The organism is Halomonas sp. I1, assembly GCF_032334135.1.
Lineage (GTDB): Bacteria > Pseudomonadota > Gammaproteobacteria > Pseudomonadales > Halomonadaceae > Halomonas.
Window position 1 is genome coordinate 24,572 of record NZ_JAVXUS010000024.1, and the last position, 26,400, is coordinate 50,971.

The 26,400-nt window shown below is 65.0% G+C and carries 21 protein-coding genes; 12 read left to right on the plus strand and 9 right to left on the minus strand.

Going from position 1 to position 26,400, the window contains the following annotated elements:
• Positions 1-61: 61 nt before the first annotated feature.
• From RSO41_RS17355 to ggt, 5 genes are all read right to left on the minus strand, one after another.
• Positions 62-1,180 (minus strand): sulfate/molybdate ABC transporter ATP-binding protein, encoded by a 1,119-nt coding sequence (locus RSO41_RS17355; protein WP_315620501.1) that lies wholly within the window; start codon positions 1,178-1,180, stop codon positions 62-64.
• Entirely contained in the window at positions 1,177-2,004 is an 828-nt protein-coding gene (cysW, locus tag RSO41_RS17360; protein WP_315620502.1) for a sulfate ABC transporter permease subunit CysW, read from the minus strand. Before cysW ends, RSO41_RS17355 begins: the two co-directional genes overlap by 4 nt.
• Positions 2,004-2,867 carry a sulfate ABC transporter permease subunit CysT gene (cysT, locus tag RSO41_RS17365; protein ID WP_315620503.1) on the minus strand — a complete coding sequence of 288 codons (864 nt, stop codon included), beginning with the start codon at positions 2,865-2,867 and terminating at the stop codon, positions 2,004-2,006. The genes cysW and cysT overlap by 1 nt, the downstream gene beginning before the upstream one ends.
• Positions 2,868-2,908: 41 nt before the next feature.
• Complete coding sequence (cysP, locus tag RSO41_RS17370; protein WP_315620504.1) at positions 2,909-3,931, minus strand: thiosulfate ABC transporter substrate-binding protein CysP; 1,023 nt, start codon at positions 3,929-3,931, stop codon at positions 2,909-2,911.
• Positions 3,932-4,194: 263 nt separating this feature from the next.
• Complete coding sequence (ggt, locus tag RSO41_RS17375) at positions 4,195-5,925, minus strand: gamma-glutamyltransferase (protein WP_315620505.1); 1,731 nt, start codon at positions 5,923-5,925, stop codon at positions 4,195-4,197.
• A 145-nt stretch (positions 5,926-6,070) separates the two neighbouring features.
• Here ggt and rpe point away from each other — a divergent pair, with 145 nt between their 5' ends.
• From rpe to RSO41_RS17390, 3 genes are all read left to right on the plus strand, one after another.
• A complete protein-coding gene (gene rpe, locus RSO41_RS17380; RefSeq protein ID WP_315620506.1) occupies positions 6,071-6,769 on the plus strand; it encodes a ribulose-phosphate 3-epimerase in 699 nt (232 codons plus the stop codon).
• 2 nt (positions 6,770-6,771) lie between these two features.
• Positions 6,772-7,047 carry a GIY-YIG nuclease family protein gene (locus RSO41_RS17385; protein WP_315620508.1) on the plus strand — a complete coding sequence of 92 codons (276 nt, stop codon included), beginning with the start codon at positions 6,772-6,774 and terminating at the stop codon, positions 7,045-7,047.
• 64 nt (positions 7,048-7,111) lie between these two features.
• Complete coding sequence (locus RSO41_RS17390) at positions 7,112-7,945, plus strand: mechanosensitive ion channel family protein (RefSeq protein WP_315620509.1); 834 nt, start codon at positions 7,112-7,114, stop codon at positions 7,943-7,945.
• Positions 7,946-8,026: 81 nt separating this feature from the next.
• Here the strand turns inward: RSO41_RS17390 and RSO41_RS17395 are convergent, their stop codons facing one another.
• Positions 8,027-9,325, minus strand: a complete 1,299-nt coding sequence (locus RSO41_RS17395) for an NAD(P)/FAD-dependent oxidoreductase (protein ID WP_315620510.1) — start codon at positions 9,323-9,325, stop codon at positions 8,027-8,029.
• A gap of 103 nt (positions 9,326-9,428) precedes the next feature.
• Between RSO41_RS17395 and RSO41_RS17400 the strand changes: the two genes are divergently transcribed.
• From RSO41_RS17400 to trpC, 5 genes are all read left to right on the plus strand, one after another.
• Entirely contained in the window at positions 9,429-10,094 is a 666-nt protein-coding gene (locus RSO41_RS17400) for a phosphoglycolate phosphatase (protein WP_315620511.1), read from the plus strand.
• A gap of 256 nt (positions 10,095-10,350) precedes the next feature.
• The gene (gene trpE, locus RSO41_RS17405) at positions 10,351-11,838 is read left to right on the plus strand and encodes an anthranilate synthase component I (RefSeq protein ID WP_315620522.1); all 1,488 of its coding nucleotides are present in this window, start codon (positions 10,351-10,353) and stop codon (positions 11,836-11,838) included.
• A gap of 271 nt (positions 11,839-12,109) precedes the next feature.
• The gene (locus RSO41_RS17410) at positions 12,110-12,691 is read left to right on the plus strand and encodes an aminodeoxychorismate/anthranilate synthase component II (protein ID WP_315620512.1); all 582 of its coding nucleotides are present in this window, start codon (positions 12,110-12,112) and stop codon (positions 12,689-12,691) included.
• 19 nt (positions 12,692-12,710) lie between these two features.
• Positions 12,711-13,730 carry an anthranilate phosphoribosyltransferase gene (trpD, locus tag RSO41_RS17415; protein ID WP_315620513.1) on the plus strand — a complete coding sequence of 340 codons (1,020 nt, stop codon included), beginning with the start codon at positions 12,711-12,713 and terminating at the stop codon, positions 13,728-13,730.
• 22 nt (positions 13,731-13,752) lie between these two features.
• Positions 13,753-14,547, plus strand: coding sequence for an indole-3-glycerol phosphate synthase TrpC (trpC, locus tag RSO41_RS17420; RefSeq protein WP_315620514.1), 795 nt, complete (start codon positions 13,753-13,755; stop codon positions 14,545-14,547).
• Between the two features lie 138 nt (positions 14,548-14,685).
• On the opposite strand, the gene RSO41_RS17425 is transcribed toward trpC, so the two are convergent.
• Entirely contained in the window at positions 14,686-16,509 is a 1,824-nt protein-coding gene (locus tag RSO41_RS17425) for a sodium:proton antiporter (RefSeq protein WP_315620515.1), read from the minus strand.
• A 315-nt stretch (positions 16,510-16,824) separates the two neighbouring features.
• The gene (locus RSO41_RS17430) at positions 16,825-20,001 is read right to left on the minus strand and encodes an FAD-binding and (Fe-S)-binding domain-containing protein (protein WP_315620516.1); all 3,177 of its coding nucleotides are present in this window, start codon (positions 19,999-20,001) and stop codon (positions 16,825-16,827) included.
• A gap of 338 nt (positions 20,002-20,339) precedes the next feature.
• Between RSO41_RS17430 and serS the strand changes: the two genes are divergently transcribed.
• Entirely contained in the window at positions 20,340-21,620 is a 1,281-nt protein-coding gene (serS, locus tag RSO41_RS17435; protein ID WP_315620517.1) for a serine--tRNA ligase, read from the plus strand.
• 19 nt (positions 21,621-21,639) lie between these two features.
• Here serS and queG read toward each other — a convergent pair whose 3' ends face one another.
• Positions 21,640-22,752 (minus strand): tRNA epoxyqueuosine(34) reductase QueG, encoded by a 1,113-nt coding sequence (queG, locus tag RSO41_RS17440; RefSeq protein WP_315620518.1) that lies wholly within the window; start codon positions 22,750-22,752, stop codon positions 21,640-21,642.
• Between the two features lie 103 nt (positions 22,753-22,855).
• On the opposite strand from queG, the gene RSO41_RS17445 reads away from it, so the two are divergent.
• Genes RSO41_RS17445 through RSO41_RS17455 form a run of 3 tightly spaced genes read left to right on the plus strand, consistent with a single transcriptional unit; the run spans position 22,856 to position 26,315 of the window.
• Positions 22,856-24,361, plus strand: a complete 1,506-nt coding sequence (locus RSO41_RS17445) for an NAD(P)H-hydrate dehydratase (protein WP_315620520.1) — start codon at positions 22,856-22,858, stop codon at positions 24,359-24,361.
• A 2-nt stretch (positions 24,362-24,363) separates the two neighbouring features.
• Positions 24,364-24,867 (plus strand): tRNA (adenosine(37)-N6)-threonylcarbamoyltransferase complex ATPase subunit type 1 TsaE, encoded by a 504-nt coding sequence (tsaE, locus tag RSO41_RS17450; protein WP_315620523.1) that lies wholly within the window; start codon positions 24,364-24,366, stop codon positions 24,865-24,867.
• A gap of 23 nt (positions 24,868-24,890) precedes the next feature.
• Positions 24,891-26,315: an N-acetylmuramoyl-L-alanine amidase gene (locus RSO41_RS17455; protein ID WP_315620524.1), complete on the plus strand. Its 1,425-nt coding sequence runs from the start codon at positions 24,891-24,893 to the stop codon at positions 26,313-26,315.
• Positions 26,316-26,400 lie beyond the last annotated feature (85 nt).

A 26,400-nucleotide genomic window follows, 5' to 3' on the forward strand; every position in this document is an offset into this window, starting at 1 on the left:
CAAGGCTTCGAGTATAGCCTCGTCGCCATAATGCATGCATGTTGTGTTGTCGATATGCCACTCAGCCGGCGAGCGAGGCGATAGTTTCGCGTGCCGTCGTGGCGGTGTTCTTTGCCTGGTCCTTGAAACGGTGCCAGTGGCGGGGCAGGGCGAACAGTCGCTGGCCACGGGTGAGCGCGAGACGCTCGAAATCGGCATGGCGCACGGTGGCAAGCCAGGGGCCGGGCAGCCAGTCGGCGGCCAGTTCCACGCGGACCTCGGCGCCGACCGGCGAGATGGCGGTCACGGTCACCGGCAGGTGGGCCGACTCGCGGGGGGCCGTATCCAGGGCGACTTCGTGAGGACGCAACAATAGATCCTCGGGGCCGTCGGGCAGATCGACATCGAGGCGGGCGTCGCCGCAGGTGAGCACGCCGTCGCGTACCTCTCCCTCGAGATGGTTCACATCGCCCAGGAACTCGAACACGAAGCGGTTGGCCGGAGCGCGATAGAGAGCCTCCGGCGTGTCGATCTGCTCGATGCGGCCATCGCTCATCACCACTACGCGATCGGAGAGCTCCAGCGCCTCTTCCTGATCGTGGGTGACGAAGACGCTGGTGAAATTCAATTCGTCGTGCAGGTGGCGCAGCCAGCGGCGCAGCTCCTGGCGGACCTTGGCATCCAGAGCTCCGAAGGGCTCGTCGAGCAGCAGGACATCGGGGCGAAGGGCCAGGGAGCGTGCCAGGGAAACGCGTTGCTGCTGGCCGCCGGACAGCTGCGCCGGGTAACGGCCGGCCAATTGCTCGAGCTGGACCATTTCCAGCAGGCGATGCACCCGGGCGCGAATCTCGCCACTGGAGGGCCGCTGGCGGCGCGGCATCACCGTCAGGCCGAAGGCCACGTTGTCGTAGACCGTCATGTGCCGAAACAGCGCATAGTGCTGGAAGACGAAGCCGATACGCCGGTCGCGGACATGCAGTTGGGTGACATCGCGCTCGCCGAACAGGATGCGGCCGGCGGGCTGCCGGTCGGGGGCCTCGAGCCCGGCGATGATGCGCAGCAGGGTGGTCTTGCCGGAGCCGGAGGGGCCGAGAAGCCCGATCAACTCGCCCTGATGGATATCGAGATCCAGGGGCGCCAGGGCCTGGTGACGCCCCCCGCGGCCATAGTGCTTGGCGATGTTTTCGAGATGGATGCTCATGCGGAAGCCTCCCGGCGCGTGGCGCGCCACTCCAGGCCGGCCTTGGCGGCCAGCGTAAACAGGGCGATGAGGGCCAGCAGAGCGGCGCTGGCGAAGGCGCCCACGGTGTTGTAGTCCTGATACAGCAACTCGACGTGCAGCGGCAGGGTGTTGGTCTCGCCGCGAATCGCCCCGGATACCACGGAGACGGCGCCGAACTCTCCCACCGCCCGGGCATTGGTCAGGATCACCCCGTAGAGCAGCGCCCAGCGAATGTTCGGCAGGGTGACACGGCGAAACAGCGTGAAGCCCGAGGCACCGAGGGTGACCGCCGCTTCTTCTTCCCGAGAACCCTGGGCCTGCATCAGCGGAATCAGCTCCCGCGCCACGAAGGGGCAGGTGACAAAGATGGTGACCATCAGGATGCCCGGCCAGGCGAACATTAACTGGATGTCATGGGCATCGAGCCAACCACCGACCCAGCCATTGCGGCCGTACAGCAGTAGATAGACAAGCCCGGCCACCACCGGTGAGATGGCGAAGGGAATGTCGATCAGTGTCTGCAACAGGCGCCGCCCCGGGAAGCGGAAGCGCGTCACCAGCCAGGCGAGCATGACCCCGAACACCAGGTTCACCGGAATGGTCAAGGCGGTGATGAAAAGCGTCAGGCCGATAGCGGACAAGGTGTAGGTGTCGCTGACATTGTGCCAGAAGCCGCCGAGGCCCTCGGCGAAGGCCTGAGCGAAGATCGCTACCAGTGGCAGCAACAGGAAGAGTGCGGCCAGGGCCACGGCGGCGCCGATGAGCACCCGGCGCAGGACGGGCGCATCTCCGATTCGTTGCATCAGGCGCTTCCTCCATGCAGGCGTCGAATGAAGCGGCCCTGCCACAGATTGATGGCCAGCAGCAGGATCAACGAGGTGGCGAGCACCACCGAGGCGATGGCTGAGGCGCCGACATAGTCGTATTCCTGCAACTTGACGAAGATCATCAGCGAGGTGATCTCGGTCTCGTAGGGCATATTGCCGGCGATGAAGATCACGGCGCCGAACTCGCCGAGCGAGCGTACGAACGCCAGGCCCGTGCCGGTGACCAGTGCCGGCCACAGGTGAGGCAGGATCACGCGGCGAAAGGCCACGCCGTCACGGGCCCCCAGGGCCATGGCCGCCTCATCGACTTCTCCCGGCAGGTCTTCGAGGATCGGCTGTACGGTGCGTACCACGAAGGGAATGCTGGTGAAGGCCATGGCGAGTGCGATGCCCACCCAGGTATAGGCGACCTCCAGCCCTAGCGGCGCCAGTGCCTTGCCCATCCAGCCGCTGCTGGAGTAGAGCGTGGCCAGGGTGATGCCGGCCACTGCCGTGGGCAGGGCGAAGGGCAGGTCCATCAAGGCATCGAGCAGGCGCTTGCCCGGGAAGTCATAGCGCACCAGGACCCAGGCCAGCAGCAACCCGAAGATGGCGTTGATGACCGCCGCAACGGCCGCCGCGCCAAGCGTGGTCAGGTAGCTGGCCACGACACGCCCCTCGCTGATGATCGCCCAGTACTCGGCCAGCGACAGGCCTGACAGTTGGCCGACCAGGCCCGTGAGCGGCAACAGCAGGACCAGTGAAACGAAGGTCAGGCTGATGCCCAGCGACAGGCCGAAACCCGGCAGTACGCGCTGCCGGGCTCGGGGCATGGGCAAGGGGAAAGCCGATGCTTTCATGAAGGTGTCCCGTCGATCATGTCATTCAAGCCGTGAGCGCCTCAGCGACGCTGCAACTGGTCGAGCGTCCCGCCACTCTCGAAGTGAGTCTCCATGGCCTGATCCCAGCCGCCGAAGACGTCCTGAACCTCGAACAGTTCGGTCTCGGGGAACTGGTCAGCGAATTCCTCGACCACGGCCTCGTCATGCACGCGGTAGTTGAAGCCGGCGAGCATGCGCTGGGCCTCTTCGGTGTAGAGGTAATCCAGATAGTCTCGAGCCAGCTCGGCGTTGCCGTTCTCCTCGGCGTTCTCGCCGACGACCGCCACCGGGAACTCGGCGAGGATGCTGACCGGCGGCACGATGACCTCGTACTCGTCGTTGCCGTACTCCTGGCGGATATTGTTGACCTCGGACTCGAAGCTGATCAGCACATCGCCGATGCCACGCTCGATGAAGCTGGTGGTGGCGCCGCGACCGCCGGTGTCGAACACCTTGACGTTGCCGAGGAAGGTGCGCATGAAGTCCTCGATCTTCTCTTCGTCGCCGTCGAAGATGCGCTCGGCGGCGCCCCAGGCAGCCAGATAGGTGTAGCGACCATTGCCCGATGTCTTGGGGTTGGGGAAGACCAGCTCGACGTCCTCTTCGGCGAGGTCGTCCCAGTTCTCGATGCCCAGAGGATTGTCCTTGCGCACCAGGAAGGCGGTCGTGGAGTAGTAGGGCGAGGCATTGTTGGGCAGTTGCTGTTGCCAATCCTCGGCGACCAGCCCCGCCTCGGCGAGCACCTGGACGTCGGTGACCTGGTTGTAGGTCACCACATCGGCGCCGAGTCCCTGGAGAATGGCGCGGGCCTGTGCCGAGGAGCCTCCATGGGACTGCTTGATGGTCAGGGTGTCGTCGTGGCTTGCCTCCCAGTGCTCCTTGAAGGCCGGATTGATGGCGGCGAACAGCTCACGGGCGATGTCATAGGAAGAATTGAGCAGCTCTCGCTCGGCAGCCATGGCCGGGGGGACGAGACCGGCCCCCAGACCGACGGCAACGACGGAGGCAGTGAGGGTACGACGTACGAAGGGCAGCGGCGACATGACGATTCCTCGAATCTTCGATGGATTTCCTTAGATGGCTAAGGTAATAATCGCCATATGGAATTACAAGGGTATTGCTTATTCTTTTTTAGTCTATGGCTATCGAGCAGGGGAACGTAGGCTACGAGCTACGAGCTACGAGCTACGAGCTACGAGCTACGAGCTACGAGCTGCGAGCTGCGAGCTGCGAGCTACGAGCTGCGAGAGGCGAAGTATTGATAGGAGGGCCATGTCCCCGGTGGGGCCGGGGACATGGCCGGGCGTCAAAGCCCGATGGCGGATGAGGTGGAGCGGCGGGGGTCGGCGCCGCCGAAGAAGCGGCCGTCATCGATCACGATCGACTGGGCGGCCCCCATGGCAGGTTGTTGGCTGATGGTATGTCCCTTGCCTTCGAGCAGCTCGAGAGTATCCGGGCTGATGCCGGCCTCGATGCGGATCTCGTCGGGCAACCACTGATGGTGGATGCGCGGGGCGCTGACCGCCGACTGGATGTTCATGTCGTGGTCGATGACGTTCATCAGCACCTGCAGGGTGGTGGTGATGATGCGTGAACCGCCCGGACTGCCGGTGATCAGGAAGTTCTTGCCGTCGCGTTTGACGATGGTCGGTGTCATCGACGAGAGCATGCGCTTGCCGGGTTCGATCTTGTTGGCTTCACCGCCGATCAGGCCATAGGCGTTGGGCACGCCGGGCTTGGCGGAGAAGTCGTCCATCTCGTTGTTGAGCAGGAAGCCGGCGCCTTCCACGGCGATACCGGAGCCGTAGCTGAAGTTGATGGTATAGGTGTTGGAGACCGCCAGGCCGTCACCATCGGCGATGGAGAAGTGGGTGGTCTCGTTGGACTCGTAGGGCAGCGGCTTGCCGGGGGCGATATCGTCGCTCGGCGTGGCGCTTTCCATGTCGATCTGTTCCCGCAGCTCGTCGGCATAGGCCTTGGAGGTGATGCCCTCGAGCGGGACCTCGACGAAATCGGTGTCGCCCAGGTACTCCGAACGGTCGGCATAGGCGCGTTTCATCGCCTCGGCCATCACGTGGATGGTATCGGCGGAATTGAAGCCCATCTCCGGGATCGGGTAATCCTCGAGGATGTTGAGCATCTGCACGATGTGCGCGCCACCCGAGGAGGGCGGGCTCATGGCGTAGATGTCATGTCCCCGGTAGGTGCCGTGGCTGGGCTCGCGGATCGCCGGCTGGTAGCCGGCCAGGTCCTCCAGGGTGATCAGGCCATCGTGGCGCTGCATCTCGGCGGCGATCAACTCGGCGGTCTCGCCTTCGTAGAACTCCCGGGCGCCCTGGTCGGCGATGCGCTTGAGCGTCGCGGCCAGGTCCGGCTGACGGAAGATGTCGCCGACTTCATAGGCGCTGCCATCTTCCTTGAAGAACATCTTGCGACTCGATTCCCACTTCTCCAGGCGTTCACGCGTGTCATTGACGCCGGCGACGAAGCGTGGCGGTACCTCGAAGCCCTCTTCGGCGAGCCGGATCGCCGGCGCTAGGGCGTCGGCCAGGCTCATGGTGCCGTATTCCTCGAGGGCCAGGGCCAGGCCGGCCACGGTACCGGGCACGCCGGCGGCGCGATGGGTGAAGCGCGACCACTCGGAGACGGCATTGCCGTCCTCGTCCTGGAACATGGTCTCGGTCGCGGCGGCAGGCGCGGTCTCGCGGTAGTCGATGGCGATGACCTCGTCGCTGTTTTCGTCGGAGATCAGCATGAAACCGCCGCCGCCGATGTTGCCGGAGCGGGGCTGGGTGACGGCCAGGGCGAAGCCGGCGGTGACCGCGGCATCCACGGCGTTGCCGCCTTCTGCCAGAACATCGCGTGCCACCCGTGAGGCGAGGAAGTGGCTGGTCGCGACCATGCCGTTGGTGCCTTCTTCGGGGTGGAAACGCTCGCCCTCGAGGATCGCCGGCTGAGCCAGGGCGAGCGGGGCGGCCAATAGGGAACCGGCCAGCAGGCCGACGTTGAGGGGGTGAAGTAACCAGCGTGGGATCATGACCTCTCCTTGTCGTCGCATTGTTGTGAGTGACGGCAATTAACTATCGGTGGCGCATGACGATCCTGCAAGTCACGAGACGTGCCGCCGATCCTGCTAGAATGGCTCGCCATCGTGACCATTCGATCTTTTGCCAGAGAATCTCATGACTGCAACGACGTCCGATTACCTGATCGCCCCCTCGATCCTTTCTGCCGATTTCGCCCGGCTCGGTGAAGAAGTCGACGATGTGCTCGCCTCGGGGGCGGATATCGTGCACTTCGACGTGATGGACAATCATTACGTACCCAACCTGACCATCGGACCGATGGTTTGCGAGGCGCTGCGACGCCATGGCGTGACCGCACCGATCGACGCGCATCTCATGGTCAAGCCGGTGGACCGTCTGATCGGCGACTTCATCGATGCCGGTGCCAGTTATGTCACCTTCCACCCCGAAGCTTCCGAGCATATCGACCGCTCGCTGCAGTTGATCCGCGATGGCGGTTGCAAGTCCGGGCTGGTCTTCAATCCGGCGACCCCGCTGACTTTCCTGGACCATGTGATGGACAAGGTCGACATGGTTCTGCTGATGAGCGTCAACCCCGGCTTTGGCGGCCAGTCGTTCCTGCCGGGTACGCTCGACAAGTTGCGTGAGGCGCGTCGTCGCATCGATGCCTCGGGGCGTGACATTCGTCTGGAGATCGACGGTGGCGTCAAGCTCGATAACATCGCCGAGATCGCTCGGGCCGGCGCCGATACCTTCGTTGCCGGATCGGCGATCTTTAAGGCACGCAATGCCGAGGAGCCGCACCGCTACGATGGCGTGATCGACTCGTTCCGTCGGGCACTCGCCGAGGCGTGAACATGGAGGAGACGGCCACTCGGCAGTGGTACCTCTATGTGATCGAGACGGCCAATGGTGCGCTCTATACCGGCATTACCACCGATGTCGAGCGACGTCTGGCCGAGCACCGCGCGGGACGGGGCGCCAAGGCTCTGCGTGGCAAAGGGCCCTTGCATCTGGTATATCACCAGGCGGCGGGTGATCGCAGCGCGGCGTTGCGGCTCGAAGCGAGCGTCAAGCGGTTGTCGGCACGGGGCAAGCGGCGCTGGATGGAGAAAGGTTCTGCCGGTGTCTGAAAAGGCGCGGCTCGCGGGTACGATTCTTTTCATTGAGACGTTTCATTGAAGCAAAGGAGGCGATATGGAATTCGAGAAAGTCATGGAGTTCCTGCAGGTACAGGGAACGAGTTTCGTGATCAACCTGGTGGCGGCCATCGCCATCTTCGTGATCGGCCGCTGGCTGGCCAAGCTGTTGCATCGGCTAGTGATCAAGGCCATGAAGCGGGCCGGGACCGATCCGCTGGTCGTCACGTTCGCGGGCAACATTCTCTCTGCATTGCTGATGTTTGCGGTCGTGCTGGCGGCAATCGGCCAGCTTGGCATCCAGACCACGTCGCTGATCGCGGTGATCGGTGCCGCCGGCCTGGCGGTAGGGCTGGCGTTGCAGGGCTCGCTGGCCAATTTTGCCGCCGGCGTGATGGTAGTGCTGTTTCGGCCCTACCGAGTGGGCGATTACATCGAAGGGGGTGGCGTCGCCGGCACCGTCGAGGAAGTGCAGATATTCAACACCGAGCTCAGCACGCCCGACAATCGTCGGGTGATCGTACCCAACGGCCAGATGCTGTCGGATGCCATCACCAATTATTCATCGCATTCGACGCGGCGCGTGGACCTGGTCGTCGGCGTAGGCTATGGCGACGACATCGACACCGTACGTCGTGTACTGGAAGGCGTGGTAGCCGATGATGCCAGGGTCCTGGCTGATCCGGCGCCAAATATTCGCATCGGCTCGCTGGGAGACTCCAGCGTCAACTGGATCGTGCGCCCCTGGGTCAATGCCGCCGACTACTGGGACGTCTACTGGGAGATGACCGAGGAGATCAAGCGACGCTTCGATCGCGAAGGCATCAATATCCCCTTTCCCCAGCGCGACGTGCATGTCTATCACCATGGGGAGAAGAACGAGACCGACTGAGGAAGCATTGTCAAACCCTCGATGCGCCGACAAGGGCCGCCGGATATCCCGGCGGCCCTTGTCATATGCCAGCATCGCGACTCAGTGGAGTTTCATGCGTGGCTTCAAGAAGCGGTTGAGGCCATCCACCACGACCATCAGGCCGGTCTTCAGGGTGCCGTGGATGGCGCGCTGGTGCATGCGGTACAACGAGGCGTAGAAGAACTTCGCCAGGTGGCCCTCGATGAACAGGCTGCGTGCCGAGGCGCCCCGCATCAGGCTGCCGACGGCGTCGAAATGGGCCAGCGAGATCAGCGAACCGCGATCGCGGAACACGAAGGACTTGAGCGGCTTGCCGTCGAGTCGTGCGCGCAGGTTCTTGTACAGCAGGTTGGCCTGCTGGTGGGCGGCCTGGGCACGTGGGGGGACCTGAGAGCCATCTTCCTGCGGGCAGCTGGCACAGTCGCCGAAGGCAAAGATGTGCGGGTCATCGATGCTCTGCAGCGTCGGTTCGACCTTGATGCGATGGTTGCGCTCGGTAGCAAGGCCCAGCTCAGACAAGAAGGCGGGGGCCTTGATGCCGGCGGCCCATACGCTCAGGTCCGTTTCGATGCGTTGATCGTCGGCGGTGATGATGGCCGAGGGCTCGACCCGGGTCACGCGGGTCGATACATGCACCCGCACGCCCAGGCGCTCGAGTTCGGTGTGCACCGCTTGGCTGATGCGATCGGGCAGGGCGGGCAGGATGCCCGGTGCGGCCTCGATCAGGTGAACCTCGAGGTGTTCGCTCTCCAGGGGGGTGAAGCCGTAGCTGTGCAGCATCTGGGAAGCATCATAGAGCTCGGCGGCGAGTTCCACACCCGTGGCACCGGCGCCGACGATACCGACCACCATGCGGGTCTGGTTGTCCTGCTGCGGGGCGTTGTAGCGCAGGAAGACATTGAGCATGTCCTTGCGGAATGTCTCGGCCTGGTGAGGACTGTCGAGGAAATGGCAGTGATCACCGACGCCCGGTGTGCCGAAGTCGTTGCTGACGCTGCCTACCGACATGACCAGCTCGTCGTAGGATAGAGTGCGTGACGGCAGCACTTCCTGGCCGTCATCATCGAGGATGGGGGCCAGGGTGAGGGTGCGTGACTCCCGGTCCAGGCCGTCCAGGGTGCCGAGCTGAAAGCGGTAGCCGTTGGCGCGAGCATGGCCCTGGTAGGAAATCTCGTCTAGCCCGGAGTCCAGGGCGCCGGTGGCCACCTCGTGCAGCAGGGGTTTCCAGACGTGCGTGGCATTGCGGTCTACCAGCACGATCTCGGCACGTCCGCGCCGGCCCAGGCGTCGCCCCAGGCGGGTCACCAGCTCCAGGCCACCGGCGCCACCGCCGACGACAACGATTCTTGGTATGCTCATCTCGATAAGCTCCTGAGAAAATGGGAGTACCAGCATAAGCGCCCGGGCGGGTCCTGCCCATGCCCCATCCGGGATATGGCCAATGGGAAAAGGAGAAATAGGCATGCATCCACTGCTCGAAGGTGTGCGTCTGGTGGCTTTCGATCTCGACGGCACCCTGGTGGATTCCGTACCCGATCTGGCGGCGGCGGTGGATGATGCCTTGCGCGATCTGGACATGCCCGTCGCAGGAGAGGCGCGTGTCAGGGACTGGGTCGGCAATGGCTCGATGGTGCTGATAGAGCGTGCCTTGCGCGATGCCCTGGGGCGGGATGCCGATGCCGAACGTTGTCGAGAGGCCCATGAGCGCTTCCTGGTGCACTATGCCCAGCGACCCTGCCGATCGACCCGGCTCTACCCCGGCGTTCGAGAAGCGCTTGAGGCGTTGCGCGGTGCAGGGGTGGTTCAGGTGCTGGTGACCAACAAGCCCGAAGCCTTCATCGCACCGATTCTTGCGCATTTCGAGCTGACCGGGCATTTCTCGCTCTGCCTGGGGGGCGACAGTCTGCCGCGGCGCAAGCCTGATCCGTTGCCGCTGACCCATGCCGCCGAATGTTTCGCGGTGCCCCCGTCGGATTGCTTGATGATCGGCGACTCCCGGCATGATATCGCCGCGGGGCGAGCAGCGGGCTTCCGCACCCTGGCGGTTCCCTATGGCTACAATCACGGCGAACCGGTAGCCGCGAGCGGCCCGGATGGCGTGGTTGAATCGCTGAAAGAACTCGTTTAGGGTGATTTTGGCCCCTGTGTGGGCCACTTACGACCCATGATGCCCGGGAATTTCCGGATTACCTGCCCGTATGGACACCCGCATGACGCTGGATGCCTTTACCTGTCGTACTGTCGCCGCTCCCTTCAAGCCCCGCGCCCTGGGGACAGGCTGGCGATGGTGACGCTCGCACCCTGAGGACAGCACCGCTGTCGCTCGATTTGTCACGCTTTTCTCCACCGCGAGTCTTTCTCCATCGTGAGGCACTGGGCAGATGATGACCCCCGAACGTTTTCAGCAGCTGGCCGACGCCGGCTATAACCGTATCCCCGTCACCCGCGAGGTCCTGGCCGACCTCGATACGCCGCTTTCCACCTATCTCAAACTCGCCGATGCGCCCTGGACCTTCCTGCTGGAGTCCGTCCAGGGCGGCGAGAAGTGGGGGCGCTATTCGATCATCGGCCTGCCGTGCCGCGAGCGCATCGAGGTGCGCGGGTTCAGCGTCGAACATATCGTCGATGGCCACGGTGGCGGCGCCGTCGAGGTCGAGGACCCGCTGGCCTGGATCGAGGACTTCCAGTCGCGCTTCAAGGTGCCGCAGCTGGACGATACGCCGCGCTTCGACGGCGGCCTGGTGGGGTACTTCGGTTACGATACCATCCGCTATATCGAACCTCGGCTGCGTGGCGTGGAGAAACCCGATCCGCTCGGCGTACCGGATATCCTGCTGATGGTCTGTGACGACCTGGTGGTCTTCGACAATCTCGCTGGCCGCCTGACGTTGTGGACCCATGCCGACCCTGCCGAGTCGGAGGCGCATGCACAGGCGGTCGCACGGCTCGAAGCACTGGAGGAGAAGCTGCGTGGCGTGGTGCTGGAGGGACGTAGCCCCGGCACCGGCCGCCATGATGTCTCGGAGGACGACTTCCACGCCAGCTTCAGCGAGGCGGGTTACAAGGCGGCGGTGGAGCGCATCAAGGAGTATGTGAAAGCCGGTGACGTGATGCAGTGCGTGCCATCGCAGCGCATGTCCATTCCCTATCAGGCGCCGCCCCTGGATCTCTACCGCGCCCTGCGCAGTCTCAACCCGTCGCCTTACATGTTCTTCCTCAATCTCGATGATCACCATGTGGTCGGTTCGTCGCCGGAGATCCTGACGCGACTCGAGGAGGGCGAGGTCACGGTGCGGCCCATCGCCGGCACACGCCACCGGGGGGCCACCGAGGAGGAAGACCGTGCGCTGGAGGCCGATTTGCTGGGAGACCCCAAGGAAATCGCCGAGCACGTCATGTTGATCGACCTGGGGCGCAACGATGTGGGACGCATCTGCGAGCCGGGGTCGGTGACGGTCACCGACAACATGGCCGTCGAGCGCTATTCCCATGTCATGCACATCGTTTCCCAGGTCACCGGTCGCCTTCGGTCGGGCATGACGGCCATGGACGCCTTGCGCGCCACCTTTCCGGCGGGGACCCTGTCCGGGGCCTCCAAGGTACGGGCCATGGAAATCATCGACGAGCTGGAACCGGTCAAGCGCGGCATCTACTCCGGGGCGGTGGGATATCTCTCCTGGCACGGCAACATGGATACCGCCATCGCCATCCGGACTGCCGTGATCAAGGATGGCGAGCTGCACGTCCAGGCCGGCGGCGGTATCGTCGCCGACTCCGACCCAGACGATGAGTGGCAGGAAACCATCAACAAGCGCCGTGCGTTGTTCCGTGCCGTGGCCATGGCCGAGCGTGGCCTGGATAACCTCTCATGAGTGCCTTGCGATGCGCCTTGACAGTATCGCGGCACCACCACACTATAGCGAGCATGATGAATTCCACGATGACCTCCGCGAAAAAGCAGTGGCGCCTCGACGACTGAAGGGGCGGCTTTCGTGTGTCTGAATATCAGTGCCGCCCGCGAGGCGGCATTTTTGTATCTGCCGACTCGCGGAAGGGATGATTCGGGCATTGTGAACAAAACATGTGAGCGAGAAGCCATGGGGGCTGCGTGAACCCTATTGATAGCAGGAGTTGATGCCCGACATGATCGTGATGATCGATAATTATGACAGTTTCACCTTCAACATCGTCCAGTACCTTGGCGAGCTGGGGGCGGAGGTGGTCACCCATCGCAACGATGCCATCAGCGTGGCGGAGATCGAGGCGCTGTCGCCCAGCCATCTGGTGATCTCGCCCGGTCCCTGCACGCCCAACGAGGCAGGGATCTCCATGGAGGCCGTGCGCCACTTTGCCGGCCAGTTGCCGATCCTCGGCATCTGCCTGGGGCATCAGGCCATCGGCCAGGTCTACGGTGGAGAGGTGCAGCGCGCGCCCCAGGTCATGCATGGCAAGACATCGCGTATTCGCCACGATGGCCATGGCGTGTTCGCCGGCCTCGAGGACCCTCTCGAGGTCACCCGTTACCACTCCCTGGTGGTGGCGCGTGGCAGCCTGCCGGATTGCCTGGAAGTGACCGCCTGGACCGATGACGACGATGTCACGCCGGGGCTGATCATGGGGCTGCGCCACCGTGAGCTGGATATCGAAGGCGTACAGTTCCATCCCGAGTCGATCTTGACCCGCCAGGGTCATGAGCTGCTGACCAACTTTCTCGAGCGCCGCTGAGACCAAGGAGACGACTGCCATGCAGATGCGAGACGCCATCGGTGCGGTGATGCGCCGGGAGGACCTGAGCTACGACGCGACCCACCGGGTGATGATGGCCATCATGACCGGCGCGGCCTCCGACGCCCAGGTCGCCGCCTTCCTGATGGGGATGGCGATGAAGGGAGAGTCCGCCGAGGAGATCAGTGCCGCCGCCCAGGTGATGCGCGAGTTGATGAAGCCGGTGTCGCTGAACGCCGAGAACGTGGTGGACATCGTCGGTACCGGGGGGGATGGTGCCAACCTGTTCAATATCTCTACGGCGTCCAGCTTCGTGGCCGCCGCCGCCGGTGCCCATGTCGCCAAGCATGGCAACCGGGGCGTTTCCTCGTCCTCGGGCAGTGCCGACCTGTTCTCCGTGGCAGGCATCGGGCTGGACCTTTCCCCCGAGCAGGTGGGACGCTGCATCGAAGAGGTCGGTGTCGGCTTCATGTTCGCGCCCAACCACCATCCGGCCATGCGCCATGCCGTCGGGCCGCGCCGCGAGATGGGGGTGCGCACCCTGTTCAATATCCTGGGGCCGCTGACCAATCCGGCCGGAGCGCCCAATCAACTGCTGGGGGTGTATTCGTCCGCCCTGGTCCCCTTGATGGCGGATGTCATGCGGCGCCTGGGCAGTGAGCACGTGCTGGTGGTATGGGCCGAAGATGGACTCGACGAGATATCGCTCGCCGCCCCGACTCGGGTGGCCGAGCTCAGGGATGGCGAGATCAGGGAGTACACCATCGCGCCCGAGGACTTCGGTATCGAGCGCCAGTCGCTGGAGGTACTCAAGGTCCAGACGGCCGAGGACAGTCTGCGCCTGGTCGAACAGTCCCTGGTAGGTGATGGCCCGGCGGCGGACATCGTCGCGCTGAATGCCGGCGCGGCGCTCTATGCCGCCGAGGTGTCCGATACCCTCAAGGAAGGCGTCGCCATGGCCCAGGATGCCCAGGCCTCGAAGCTGCCGCTCGAAAAACTCAAGGAACTGGCCAACTTCACGCGCGTCTTCGCCCAGTAGGGCCACTGTTCAGGAGCATGATATGACCATACCTACCATCCTGACGCGCATTCTGGCCCGCAAGGACGAGGAAGTGGCCGAGCGTCGCCGGGCGGTGGCCGAGGCAGAGCTGTTGTCCCTGGCGCGCGAGATGAGTGAGCCGCGCGGCTTCATCGCCGCCCTGGAGGCGCGCATGCGTGACGGCGATCCGGCGGTGATCGCCGAAATCAAGAAGGCCTCACCTTCGCGGGGCGTGATTCGGGAGGACTTCCGCCCCGACGAGATCGCCGAGCGCTATACGGCGGGAGGCGCTGCCTGCCTGTCGGTGCTCACCGACGCCGATTTCTTCCAGGGCCACGAGGACGACCTCATCTCGGCCCGCGGGGCCTGTTCGCTGCCGGTGATCCGCAAGGACTTCATCACCCATGGCTACCAGGTCAGCGAGGCCCGTGCCATTGGCGCCGACTGCATCCTGCTGATCGTCGCTGCCCTGGACGATGCTCGTCTGGCCGATCTACATCGCCAGGCCACCGAGCTCGGCATGGACGTGCTGGTCGAGGTGCATGATGCCCACGAGCTGGAGCGGGCCCTGGCCCTCGACCTATCCCTGGTGGGCATCAATAATCGTGACCTGCATACCTTCGAGACTCGGCTGGAGACGACCCTGAACCTGCTTGGGCGTATCCCGGAAGGCGTCACGGTCGTCACCGAATCGGGCATTCACACCCGGGACGATGTCCTGCGCATGCGCGAGCACGATGTCCACGGCTTTCTGGTCGGCGAGGCCTTCATGCGCGAGGATGACCCCGGCGAGGCGTTGCGCCGGCTGTTCTTCTGAGTCCGACGAGCGAGCCGACCCCCTGGTGGCCGGCTCGCTCGGCTCAGGACATCAAGGACGTATCGAGTCGTGCCGGAGAATCGGCGAAGATCAAGCTGACCAGGGTGTCGCCGCGCTTGGGAGCCAGTCCGCTTCGGCTCAGGACATCAAGGACGTATCGAGCCGTGCCGGAGAATCGGCGAAGATCAAGCTGACCAGGGTGTCGCCGCGCTTGGGAGCCAGTCCGCTCTCGGCGGTCGCCAGGCGTACCCGGCCGGACTGGCTGATGGACAGCAGCGGCAACCAGCGTCCCGCATGCTGGCGTCGTTGCTTTTCCAGACGGCTCTTTTCACCGAAACGCATGCACTGCACTTCGCCCCCTTCGGCCACCAGCCGCGATAGGCGGGCGAAGGTCACGTCGCGGCCAAACAGCAGCGGCAGGTGGCTCAGTGCCTGGCCGTGAGGGCGATTGGCGCTGCGCCCTTCATCCACGGCCAATCGGAATACTCGCTCGCGTCCCAGCAGGTGCTCGAAGTGCAGCGCCGCCAGGTCGTTGAGCTCACGATAGGGCGACAGGGGCAGCAGATACCCGATATTGCTGAGCTCCAGGTGCTGGGCGGCATGCTCCGACAATGGGTCGCCGTAGTAGGTGGTCAGGCCCAGTGCCTTGGCCTCCTGGATGGCATCCCAGTTGCTGTCGGTGAGCACGACACTGACGCCTGCGACACGCAGCTGCTGGCCGATCTGTCGTGCCACCGGATTGGCACCGATGATCAGCACGCCGTCCGGCGCTGGACGGCGCACGCCCAGCCAGCTTGCCAAGGGGCGGGACAGCAGGCTCTGGCCGACCACTGTGCTGATGATCACCAGGAAGGTCACGGGCACCAGCATCTCCGCGCCGGGCATGCCGATTTCCTCCAGGCGCAGTGAGAACAGCGAGGCGGTGGCGGCGGCAACGATGCCGCGCGGCGAGATGAAGGCCAGCAGGGCCTTCTCGCGGATGTCCAGCCGGCTGCCCAGGGTACAGACCCAGACCATCAAGGGGCGCGCCACGCCGATCAGGACAAACAGGAAAGCCCAGGCCGGCCAGCCCAGCAGGGCCAGCTGGTCTACGGTGAGCCTTGCGGCCAGCAGGATGAACAATCCCGAGATAAGCAGTACCGAGAGCGTTTCCTTGAACTCGATGATGGGGCGGGTCGGCACGCCACGCATATTGGCCAGCCAGGCGCCCATGACCGTGACCGTCAGCAGCCCGGATTCGTGAAACAGCAGGTTGGAGATCGAGAACAGCGTCAGCATCATCATCAGGGTGCCGAAGCTGTGCAACTGACGCGGCAGCCAGTGGCGACGCAGTATCAGTCCCCAGAGGTAGCCGCCGCCGACGCCCAGGCCGAAGCCGATCAGGGCTGTCTTGCCGAACAGCACCAGGGTATGCGTGGCGGCGCCTGTCGCCCCCGAACCCAGGGCAACGTACTCATAGACCAGAACGGCGCCGATGGCCCCCACCGGATCGATCAGGATGCCCTCCCAGCGCAGTATCTGGGTCAGGTGCTGGCGGGCGCCCAGGGTCTGCAGCAAGGGCAGGATCACGGTCGGGCCGGTGACGACCAGCAAGGCGCCCAGCACGCTGGCCATCTCCCATGACAGCGACAGCAGCAGGTGAGCGGCGATGGTGCCGATCACGGCGGTAATCAAGGCACCCCAGGTGACCAGTCGCCGTACCGTGCGGCCATGACCGCCCAGCTCACGGAAATCCAGCGTCAGGCTGCCCTCGAAGAGGATGACGGCCACTGCCAGCGAGACCAGCGGAAACAGCAGGTCGCCGAACATGGCGTCGGGATCGAGTAGCCCCGTGACAGGGCCGGCAGCGATGCCGGCGACCAGCAGCATCAGAATGGCCGGCAGCTTCAGCTGCCAGGCAAGCCATTGGCAGATCAGCGCCAGCAGGCCGATCATCGCCAGGTCGAAGCCGGCATGCTCCATGAGTGTCGCGCTCCATCGGTTCGAGGTTCATCGGAGGGGCGCGCAGCCTAGCGTCGACGACTCCTATATGCAATCCATCGGCGCGATGAAGTGTCTCGATGTCGATCAACGATGGAACCGCCACGCCTCACGCCTCATCCCCCGCTACTATTAACCTGGCAATCAAATAGATCGTCCTGATCTATTTGATTGTCGCCCGCACCACGCTGGCGCAGATGCGTGGATCTTCTGGTGTGGCGCGGGCTCGCACCGGCCTGACGGCCGGCGGCGGCACGTCCCTGTGCCGCGATTAACCCGACATAAAAGCTTGCCGGGTTAATATCCCGCTTGGCTCAGCGCTGCCAGCAGCCCCTGAAGCGGGTGGGGCAGGGTGGCGTCCGAGAGCCGCCTGGCCTGGCTGCGGCAGGAGTAACCGGTAGCCAGCAGCCGGCCGGCGTTGGCGGTGTTCTCCACCCGCGGCTGCCAGGACTGGGCGTAGATGGTCTTCGAGGTCTCGAGGTTGCGCGCTTCATGGCCATAGGTGCCGGACATGCCGCAGCAGCCCGTGGCGATCACCTCGAGTTCGAGCCCGAAGGCCGCGAACACCTGCTGCCACTGCGACGGCGCGCCGGGCACGCTGGTCTTCTCGGTACAGTGGGCGAGCAGGCGATAGCCGGGGTCGTCGAGGCGAGGCCTGTCGGCGGCCAACCGGGGCGCGCGCTCGGCCAGCCACTCACTCAGCAGGCGGACCTCGGGCACGGCGTCGGCGCCCAGCGCCTTCACGTACTCCTGTCGGTAGGTCAGGGTCATCGCCGGATCGATACCGACCAGCGGTACGCCGGACGCGGCCAGCGCCCGCAGCCGCTCGGCCTGTTTCCCGGCGGTGCGCGCGAAGGCGCCAAGGAAGCCCTGGACGTGCAATGGCTTGCCGTTGGGGGCGTAAGGAGCGACGAAGACCCGCACATCGAGGCGCTGCAGCAAGGTGACGATATCGCGGACCACACTCGCCTCGAAATAGCGGGTGAAGGCGTCCTGAACCAGCACCACGCTGTTGTTGCGCTGGGTCTCGGTGAGCCGGCCGAGGGTGATCGGCGTGGCCTCGGGCACGCCCCAGGCGGTGAGCTGCCTGTCGAGCTGCGCCCGGGATAGCCGGGGGCTGTCGACCATGCCGACGGGGCCGGCCAGCAGGCGGCTGACCCAGCGGTTGCTCAGGGCAGCGTTGTAGAGCGGGGTCAGGCGCGACAGCGTCGGCGCGAGGAATTCCAGCCCGCCGATCAGGTAGTCGCGCGCCGGGCGCAGGTAACGGCCGTGGTAGACCTCGAGGAACTGCGAACGGAAGGCTGGCACGTTGACCTTGACCGGGCACTGGCTGGCGCAGGATTTGCAAGCCAGGCAGCCGGCCATGGCGTCGTAGACCTGGTGGGAGAAGTCCTCCTCGCCGCGCCGCCGGGCCAGCGTATTCCTGAGCTTGCCGGGAAAGGCCTTGATGGCGCCCCAGGCACCTGCGGTCCGCTGGCGATCCGCCGTCTCGACCACATCGATGCCGGATTCGCCCTGGCGGCGCAGCCATTCGCGCATCAGGCTGGCGCGGCCCTTGGGCGAATGGATGCGCTGGCGGGTGGCCTTCCACGACGGGCACATGGCGTCATCGGGGTCGTAGTTGTAGCAGGCACCGTTGCCGTTGCAGTGGACGGCATCGCCGTGGGCCTGCCAGACCCGCGTGTCGATCCGGCGATCGAGCTGGCCGCGGGTCGGCACTCCGTCGATGGTCAGCAGCCCCGGATCGACCCACTTCACGGCCTGCTCGTCGGCGTCGTTGCTCGACGTCTCGTGCGTCTCACTCTTTGCCGAGGTAGCCCTTTCCGCGTCTTCGGGCGGGGTGGAAAGCGGTGTCGCGATCTTGCCCGGGTTGAGCTGGTTACGCGGATCGAAGGCCGCCTTGAGGCGCTGCAGGCTCGGGTAGAGCGGGCCGAAGAAGGCCGGGGCGTACTCGGAGCGCACGCCCTTGCCGTGCTCGCCCCACAAGAGACCGCCGTACTTCTGGGTCAGTGCGGCGACCTCGTCGGAGAGCTCGCGGATCAGCGCCTCCTGGGCCGGGTCCTTCATGTCGATGGCCGGGCGTACGTGCAGCACCCCGGCGTCGACGTGGCCGAACATGCCGTAGGCCAGGTCATGGGCGTCGAGCAGGGCGCGGAACTCGGCGATATAGTCGGCCAGGTACTCCGGGGGCACCGCGGTGTCCTCGACGAAGGGGATCGGCCGCTTCTCGCCCTGGACGTTGCCGAGCAGGCCCACGGCGCGCTTGCGCATGGCGTAGACGCGCTGGATGGCCGCGCGTCCCTCGGCCAGGGTCTGGCCCAGTCGAGAGACGCTGGTGTCGTGGGCGAGATGATCGCAGAAGGCATCGACCCGCGCGGCGAGGCGTTCGGGATCGTCGTCGTTGAACTCGACCAGATTGATACCTTCCACGGGGGTGTCGTCTTCCGGGAAGAATTCGGCGACGTTGTCCCACACGACGTCCCGCCTGGCCAGGCCCAGCACCTTGCTGTCCACGGTCTCGATGGAGGTGGGGGCGGCGTCGCTGGCCATGAGAGTCTTGGCGTCGCGCAGAGCATCCATGAAGCCGGCGTAGCGTACATTGACCAGGGTCGAGTGCTTGGGGATCGGCAGCACGTTGAGTACCGCCTCGCTGGTGAAAGCCAGCGAGCCTTCGGCGCCGCACAGTACGCTGTTGAGGTCGAACCGGCCATCCTCGGTGCGCAAGTGCGCCAGGTCGTAGCCGGTCAGGCAGCGGTTGAGCGGCGGGAAGGTGTCGCGGATGCGCTCGCGCTGGGTGTCGATGATCTCCCGAGCCATGCGATGCACTCGGCCCACGGCGTCGTCTCGTGCGCAGAGCGCGTCGAGCTCGGTCTCGTCGACCGGTCGGGTGACCAGGCGCTCGCCGCCTAGCAGCACGCTGTCGAGCTCGAGGACGTGATCGCGGGTCTTGCCGTATTCGCAGCTGCCCTGGCCGCTGGCGTCGGTGGCGATCATGCCGCCGATGGTAGCGCGATTGGAGGTGGAGAGCTCCGGGGCGAAGAAGAGCCCGTGAGGCCTCAAGGCGGCGTTGAGCTGGTCCTTGACCACCCCGGCCTGGACACGCACCCGCCGGTTCTCGACGTCGATGTCGAGGATGGCATTCATGTGCTTCGAGACGTCGACCACCAGGCCGTCGGTCAGCGATTGGCCATTGGTGCCGGTACCGCCGCCGCGCGGTGCCAGGACGATATCGGTGAAGTCTTTCTGGCCGGCCAGGCGGGTCAGGCGCTCGAGGTCGGTGACATCGCGGGGATAGAGCACCGCCTGGGGCAGGCGCTGGTAGATGGAGTTGTCGGTGGCCAGCACCGTGCGGTTGGCGTAATCCGGGGCGATCTCGCCGGCGAAGCCGGCCTCGCGCAGAGCCTCGAGGAAGGCCCGGTAGTGGTCGGCCTGCGGGCCGAGAGAGGCATCACTGGTGTCCAGTCGTGCGATCATGATGTGAGTATCGATGTCGGTGCCACCCTGACGTGTCGCTTCACGTATCGGCAGGGCCGGCGGGAGAATAAGAGGGTGTCTACAAAATGCCTACACTCGGCAATACGGCGTTGAAATTGACCTCAAAATGCTCATTTACCCATCGTAAACTGCGCTTTTTCACTCAATTTCGCCTTGTCTTGCCTTCGTTCGCCTGTTTTGCAAACACCTCTAAGGTGATCGCTACTGTACCGCGACAGGGCCATGGCGCGCATCCCGGGCCGTGGCGCGAGGCCGGGCTTTTGCCTACAATGGTCGCCTTGCGTTTGCCGCTTTTCTTCATCGACGGACAGGATTCCATGCTCGATCCCAAACTGCTGCGCAGCGACCTCGAGGACGTCGCCCGACGACTGGCCAAGCGAGGTTTCGCTCTCGATACCGAACGACTGGCCGCGTTGGAGGCCCGGCGCCGGGAACTGCAGGCCGAGACCGAACGGCTGCAGAATGAGCGCAACACGCGCTCGAAGTCGATCGGCAAGGCCAAGGCCAATGGCGAGGATATTCAGCCGCTGCTCGACGAAGTGAGTGACCTCGGTGATCGCCTCGACGCGGCCAAGGCCCGTCTCGCTGACGTGCAGGCAGAGTGGGACGAACAGGTCAGCGGCCTGCCCAACCTGCCCCACGAGAGCGTGCCGGAGGGGCAGAGCGAGGACGACAACGTCGAGCTGCATCGCTGGGGCACGCCGCGCAAACTTGATTTCACGGCTCGTGACCATGTCGATCTGGGGGCCCTCAAGGGGGAGCTGGACTTCGACCTGGCGGCCAAGCTCACCGGGGCGCGTTTCGCGGTGATGCGCGGGGCTATCGCCAGGCTGCATCGAGCACTGGTCCAGTTCATGCTCGACAAGCAGACCCTCGAGCATGGTTACGAGGAATGCTACGTGCCCTACATGGTCAACCGCGATTCGCTCTACGGCACCGGGCAGTTGCCGAAGTTCGGCGAGGACCTGTTCCGGCTGGAGGATGAGCGCGGCTACCACCTGATTCCCACCGCCGAGGTGCCGCTGACCAATTTCGCGCGTGACGAGATCATCGAGCACAAGTCGTTGCCGGTGCGCCTCACGGCGCATACGCCGTGTTTCCGCAGCGAGGCGGGATCCCATGGTCGCGACACCCGGGGCATGATCCGCCAGCACCAGTTCGACAAGGTCGAGATGGTGCAACTGGTCGAGCCGTCGACCAGCTACGACACCCTCGAGGAGATGCGTGGCCACGCCGAGGCGATTCTCCAGGCGCTCGATTTGCCGTATCGCGTCGTCACTCTGTGTACCGGTGACATGGGCGCCGGTGCCGCCAAGACCTATGACCTGGAAGTCTGGCTGCCGAGCCAGGAGACCTTTCGGGAGATTTCCTCGGTGTCCAACTGTGAAGCCTTCCAGGCTCGCCGCATGCAGGCGCGTTATCGTCACCCGGACGAGAAGAAGCCGCAGTTGCTGCACACCCTGAACGGTTCCGGCCTGGCGGTCGGGCGCTGCCTGATTGCGGTGATGGAAAACCACCAGAATGCCGATGGCTCGATCACCGTGCCCGAAGCGCTGCGCGGCTACATGGGTGGCATGGAAACCATCAATATCGCCTGAGCCCACCGGCTGGGTGGGCTCAGGAGGCTTCCACGGCAATCATGCTGCCGCGCCGCTGTCGCTGCTGCGCCAGCGCCCAGCGGACATGCTCGCGAACCAGGTCGGAAGGGTAGGGCAGGCGTGCCCGCAAGGCGGATTCGACGCTTTCGCTCCAGGGCGCGTTGCCCAGTCCTACGGCCAGATTGCGTAGCCAGCGCTCGTAGCCGATACGCCGGATGGGGCTGCCGGCGGTCTTGTCGAGAAACTCCTCCTCACTCCAGGCGAAAAGGCTGACCAGGTCGACCCGATCGAGATCGTGTCGCGGGGCGAAGTCCCGCTCGCGACTGGCCCGGGTAAAGCGAGTGAAGGGACATACCAGCTGACAGTCGTCGCAGCCGAAGACGCGATTGCCCATGGCGACGCGGAACTCCTCGGGAATCGCCCCATGCAGCTCGATGGTGAGATAGGAGATGCAGCGGCGCGAGTCGACGACGCGGTCCTCGACGATGGCATCGGTGGGACAGCCCGTCCGGCAGGCGCTGCAGCTGCCGCAATGGGCGCCTTCGTAGGGCGGATCCACCGGCAGGGGCAGGTCGGTGTAGAGTTCGCCGAGAAAGAACAGCGATCCCGCCTTGGGATTGAGAATCATGGCATTCTTGCCGACCCAGCCGAGGCCCGCCTTGCGGGCCAGGGCGCGCTCCATTACCGGGGCCGAGTCGACGAAGGCGCGGTAGCCGAATGGGCCTATCTCGTCCTGAATCTGTTTGGCCAGCGTGGCCAGACGCTTGCGCATCAGTTTGTGATAGTCGCGTCCCACGGCGTAGCGCGAGATATAGGCTTTCTCGGGCCGGGCCAGCATCCGAGTGGTTTCGACCTCGGGGGGGAGGTAGTCGAGGCGCACGCTGATCACCCGCACCGTGCCGGGTACCAGCTCGTCCGGGCGGGTGCGCTTGGTGCCGTGCTTGGCCATGAAGTGCATGTCGCCGTGGTGGCCCTTGTCCAGCCAGCGCTGCAGGCGGGCCTCATCCTCGGCCAGGTCGATATCGGTGATCCCGACTTGCTGGAAACCGAGTTCACGGCCCCAGGTCTTGATCGAATCGGCCAGGGCCTGGAGGTCGGGGGATGCGTCGCCTTGAGCAGACGGCTGGGTCATGATCGAGCAAACACCACGCAGAATGGCGCCGCGACGCTTGGCGTCGGGCGGGGGACAAGACACACTCCACATGGTAAAGCATCGTGTGCTAGGGGAATAGCGAATGACACAAGTGCCACCGCTGAATCGGCATGCACTGTATCGCGCCGAACAGGTGCGCGAGCTCGACCGGCGCGTCATCGCGTCCGGCGTGGCAGGATTCGCCTTGATGCAGCGCGCCGCGGCCTCGGCCTGGCGATACCTGCGCGCCACCTGGCCGGAGGTGCACCGCCTGAGCGTGTTGTGCGGCGGTGGCAACAACGGGGGCGATGGCCATGTGCTGGCCGCCCTGGCGGCCGCCGAGGGGCTATCGGTGCAGCGCATCCTCGTCAAGCCCGTGGAGGCGCTCGAGGGCGACGCGCGGCGGGCCGCCGAGATGGCCGATGCTGCCGGCGTCGGGCGCGAGGCCTGGCACGACGGCATGAGGCTGACCGGCGAACTGATGGTGGATGCCTTGCTTGGCACGGGGCTTTCCGGCGAGGTGCGCGGGGCATCCCGGTCGGCCGTCGCCGCCATCAATGCCAGCGGCCGGCCGGTACTGGCCATCGATATCCCTTCCGGCCTGCATGCCGATACGGGGGCCGAACTGGGTGAAGCGGTGCGTGCCACCCATACCGTCACCTTCATCGGTGACAAGCTGGGCTTGCACACCGGGCGCGGGCCGGCCCGGGTCGGCACTCTCGTCGTGGAGGATCTGTCGGCGCCTCGGGACGTCTTCGACGAGATGGCACCAGTGGCCTGGCGGCTCGACCAGTCGATGATCGCGACGCTGTTGCCGCCCCGTGAGCGCGATGCCCACAAGGGAGTGGCGGGGCATGCGCTGATCCTGGGGGGCGCGCCGGGGATGGGGGGTGCCGGCCTGCTGGCCGCCGAGGCCTGCGCTCGGCTCGGCGCCGGCAAGGTAAGCCTGGCCACCGATCCCGCCCACGTCGCCGCCAGTCTGATACGTCGGCCCGAGGTGATGGCATATGGCGTGCGAGGCCTCGCCGATCTCGGCGATCTCCCCGCCCGGACGGATGTGCTCATCGTCGGCCCGGGACTCGGGCGAGGCAGCTGGGGGCAGGCCATGCTGCAGGGGGCTATGGCTGCCGAGAAGCCCCTGGTGGTGGACGCCGATGGCCTCAACCTGCTGGCCAACCGCTTTGCCGGCCAGCGGCGCGATGATTGGATTCTCACGCCGCATCCCGGTGAGGCGGCACGCCTGCTGGGTATGACCACTGCCGAAGTGGAAACCGATCGTCCGGCGGCGGCGCTGGCACTTCAGCAACGCTTTGGTGGTGTGGTGGTGCTCAAGGGGGCCGGCAGCCTGGTGGCGGGTCCGGATGGCATGGCGGTGTGTCCCTACGGCAATCCGGGCATGGCCAGTGGCGGCATGGGCGATGCGCTTTCCGGCATGCTCGGGGCGTTGGTGGCCCAGGGGTTGTCGCTGGAGGTCGCCGCCCGACTGGGGGTGGTGGTGCATGCTCTGGCCGCCGACATGGCGGTCCGGCAGGGTGGTGAGCGTGGCTTGCTGGCCGGCGATCTGGCATCCTGTGCGCGAATTCTGGTCAATCCGACGATGGACGAATGACGATGCGGTTGCGACTCGCTGATGAAGACCGACAGGTCGCGCTGGGGGAATGCCTCGGTCGGGCACTGGCTGGCCGGGGGCGGGTCTACCTGCAAGGAGAGCTCGGTGCCGGCAAAACGACACTGACCCGGGGGATCCTGCGTGCCTATGGTCACCAGGGAGCGGTGAAGAGCCCTACCTACACACTGGTGGAGCCTTATGAACTGGCGCAGGCGCGAGTACATCACTTCGATCTCTATCGTCTCGGTGATCCCGAAGAGCTGGAGTTCATCGGTGGGCGCGATCTGCTCGGCGAGGATGCGCTCTGCGTGATCGAGTGGCCCGGCAGGGGAGAGGGCTGGCTACCCGTGCCCGACCTTTGGGTGAGCCTGAGCGTGGAGGACCAGGGACGTCTGGCCGTCCTGTCGGCCGAGACCGAGCAGGGCCGCGGTGTTCTGGAACGACTGGCCGCGGATGTGGCCCGGTTGGATGGTTATCTCGCCAGTACGGACGAAGACGTTTCATGAGGAAAAGGATATTGCGTCGTAACATGGTTCGCTGGCGGTTGCTGTTGGCGCTGCTGGTGCCGTTCCACGCCGAGGCCGCCAGTGTCGATAACCTGAGGCTCTGGGCGGCCCCTGACCACTCGCGCCTGGTCTTCGACCTGTCGTCGCCGGCCTCGGCGGAGGTGTTCACGCTGGAAGATCCTCGCCGGCTGGTCATCGACCTCCAGGACAGTCGGCTCGACGCCGATGTCGATCGCCTGGATCTGTCCGGCAGCGCCATCAGCGAAGTGCGTACCGGCGTGCGTCATGGCGATGATCTGAGGGTGGTGCTGGAATTGTCGCGTGCGGTCGAGCCGCGCCACTTCACCCTCCAGCCGAACGAGCAGTATGGCCATCGATTGGTGGTGGATCTGGAGTATCCCGGCGAGAGTGCCGTGGAAGATCCCATCGATCCCATCGAGGCCAAGATCCGTGAACAGGAGATCGCCGTCGAACGCGCCCAGGCCGAAGCGGTGGCCGAGGGACGCGACCCGGAGACCGTGACGCCGGCGGTCGAGAAGGCTCAGCCGCATCCCCGGCGCGATATCATCATCGCCGTCGATGCAGGGCATGGCGGCGAGGATCCCGGCGCCACCGGGCCGAGTGGGACCCGTGAGAAGGATGTGGTGCTGGAAATGGCCAAGCGCCTGTCGAGGTTGATCAATGCCACCGAAGGCTTCAAGGCAGTGATGATCCGTGATGGCGACTACTATGTCGGGTTACGTCAGCGCACGCGCATCGCCAGGGAGCAGAAGGCCGATTTCTTCGTCTCGCTCCATGCCGACGCCTTCAACAGCCCCCGGCCGCATGGCAGTTCGGTATTCGCCCTGTCCCAGAGCGGCGCGACCTCGGAGACCGCCAAGTGGCTGGCAGCGACGGAGAATCGTTCGGACCTGATCGGCGGCGTGGACGGCAATCTGTCACTGGATGACAAGGACGAGGTGCTGCGTGGCGTGCTGCTCGACCTGACCATGACCGCAACCCTCAACGACTCGCTGACCATCGGGGGCCGGGTGCTGGATCGCATGGGGCGCATCAACGACCTGCACAAGTCTCGCGTCGAACAAGCCGGTTTCGTCGTGCTCAAATCGCCGGACATTCCCTCGCTGCTGGTGGAAACCGGATTTATCTCCAACCCTCAGGAAGAGCGGCGACTGCGCGACGGCAGTTATCAGCAGCGCATGATGCAGGCTGTTTTCGGCGGTATCCGCGCGCATTTCGAACGTAATCCGCCGCCGGCCAGCCTGCTGGCCTGGCAGCGTGATCAAGGTCGAGGCGGCGCCGGCGACGAGTACCGGATCCAGCCCGGCGACACCCTGTCCGAGATCGCCGCTCGGCATAATGTGCCGGTGGGCCAGCTGCGACAGGCCAACGAACTCAACGGCGACATCATCCGGGTCGGGCAGGTGCTGAGGATACCGAGCTCTTGACCCCTTCGGGGAGCTGTAAGCTATAAGCTTTAAGCTGTAAGAAAAAACAAAAAAACCTTGTTCCCGGAAGCTTCGGGGGTATTCT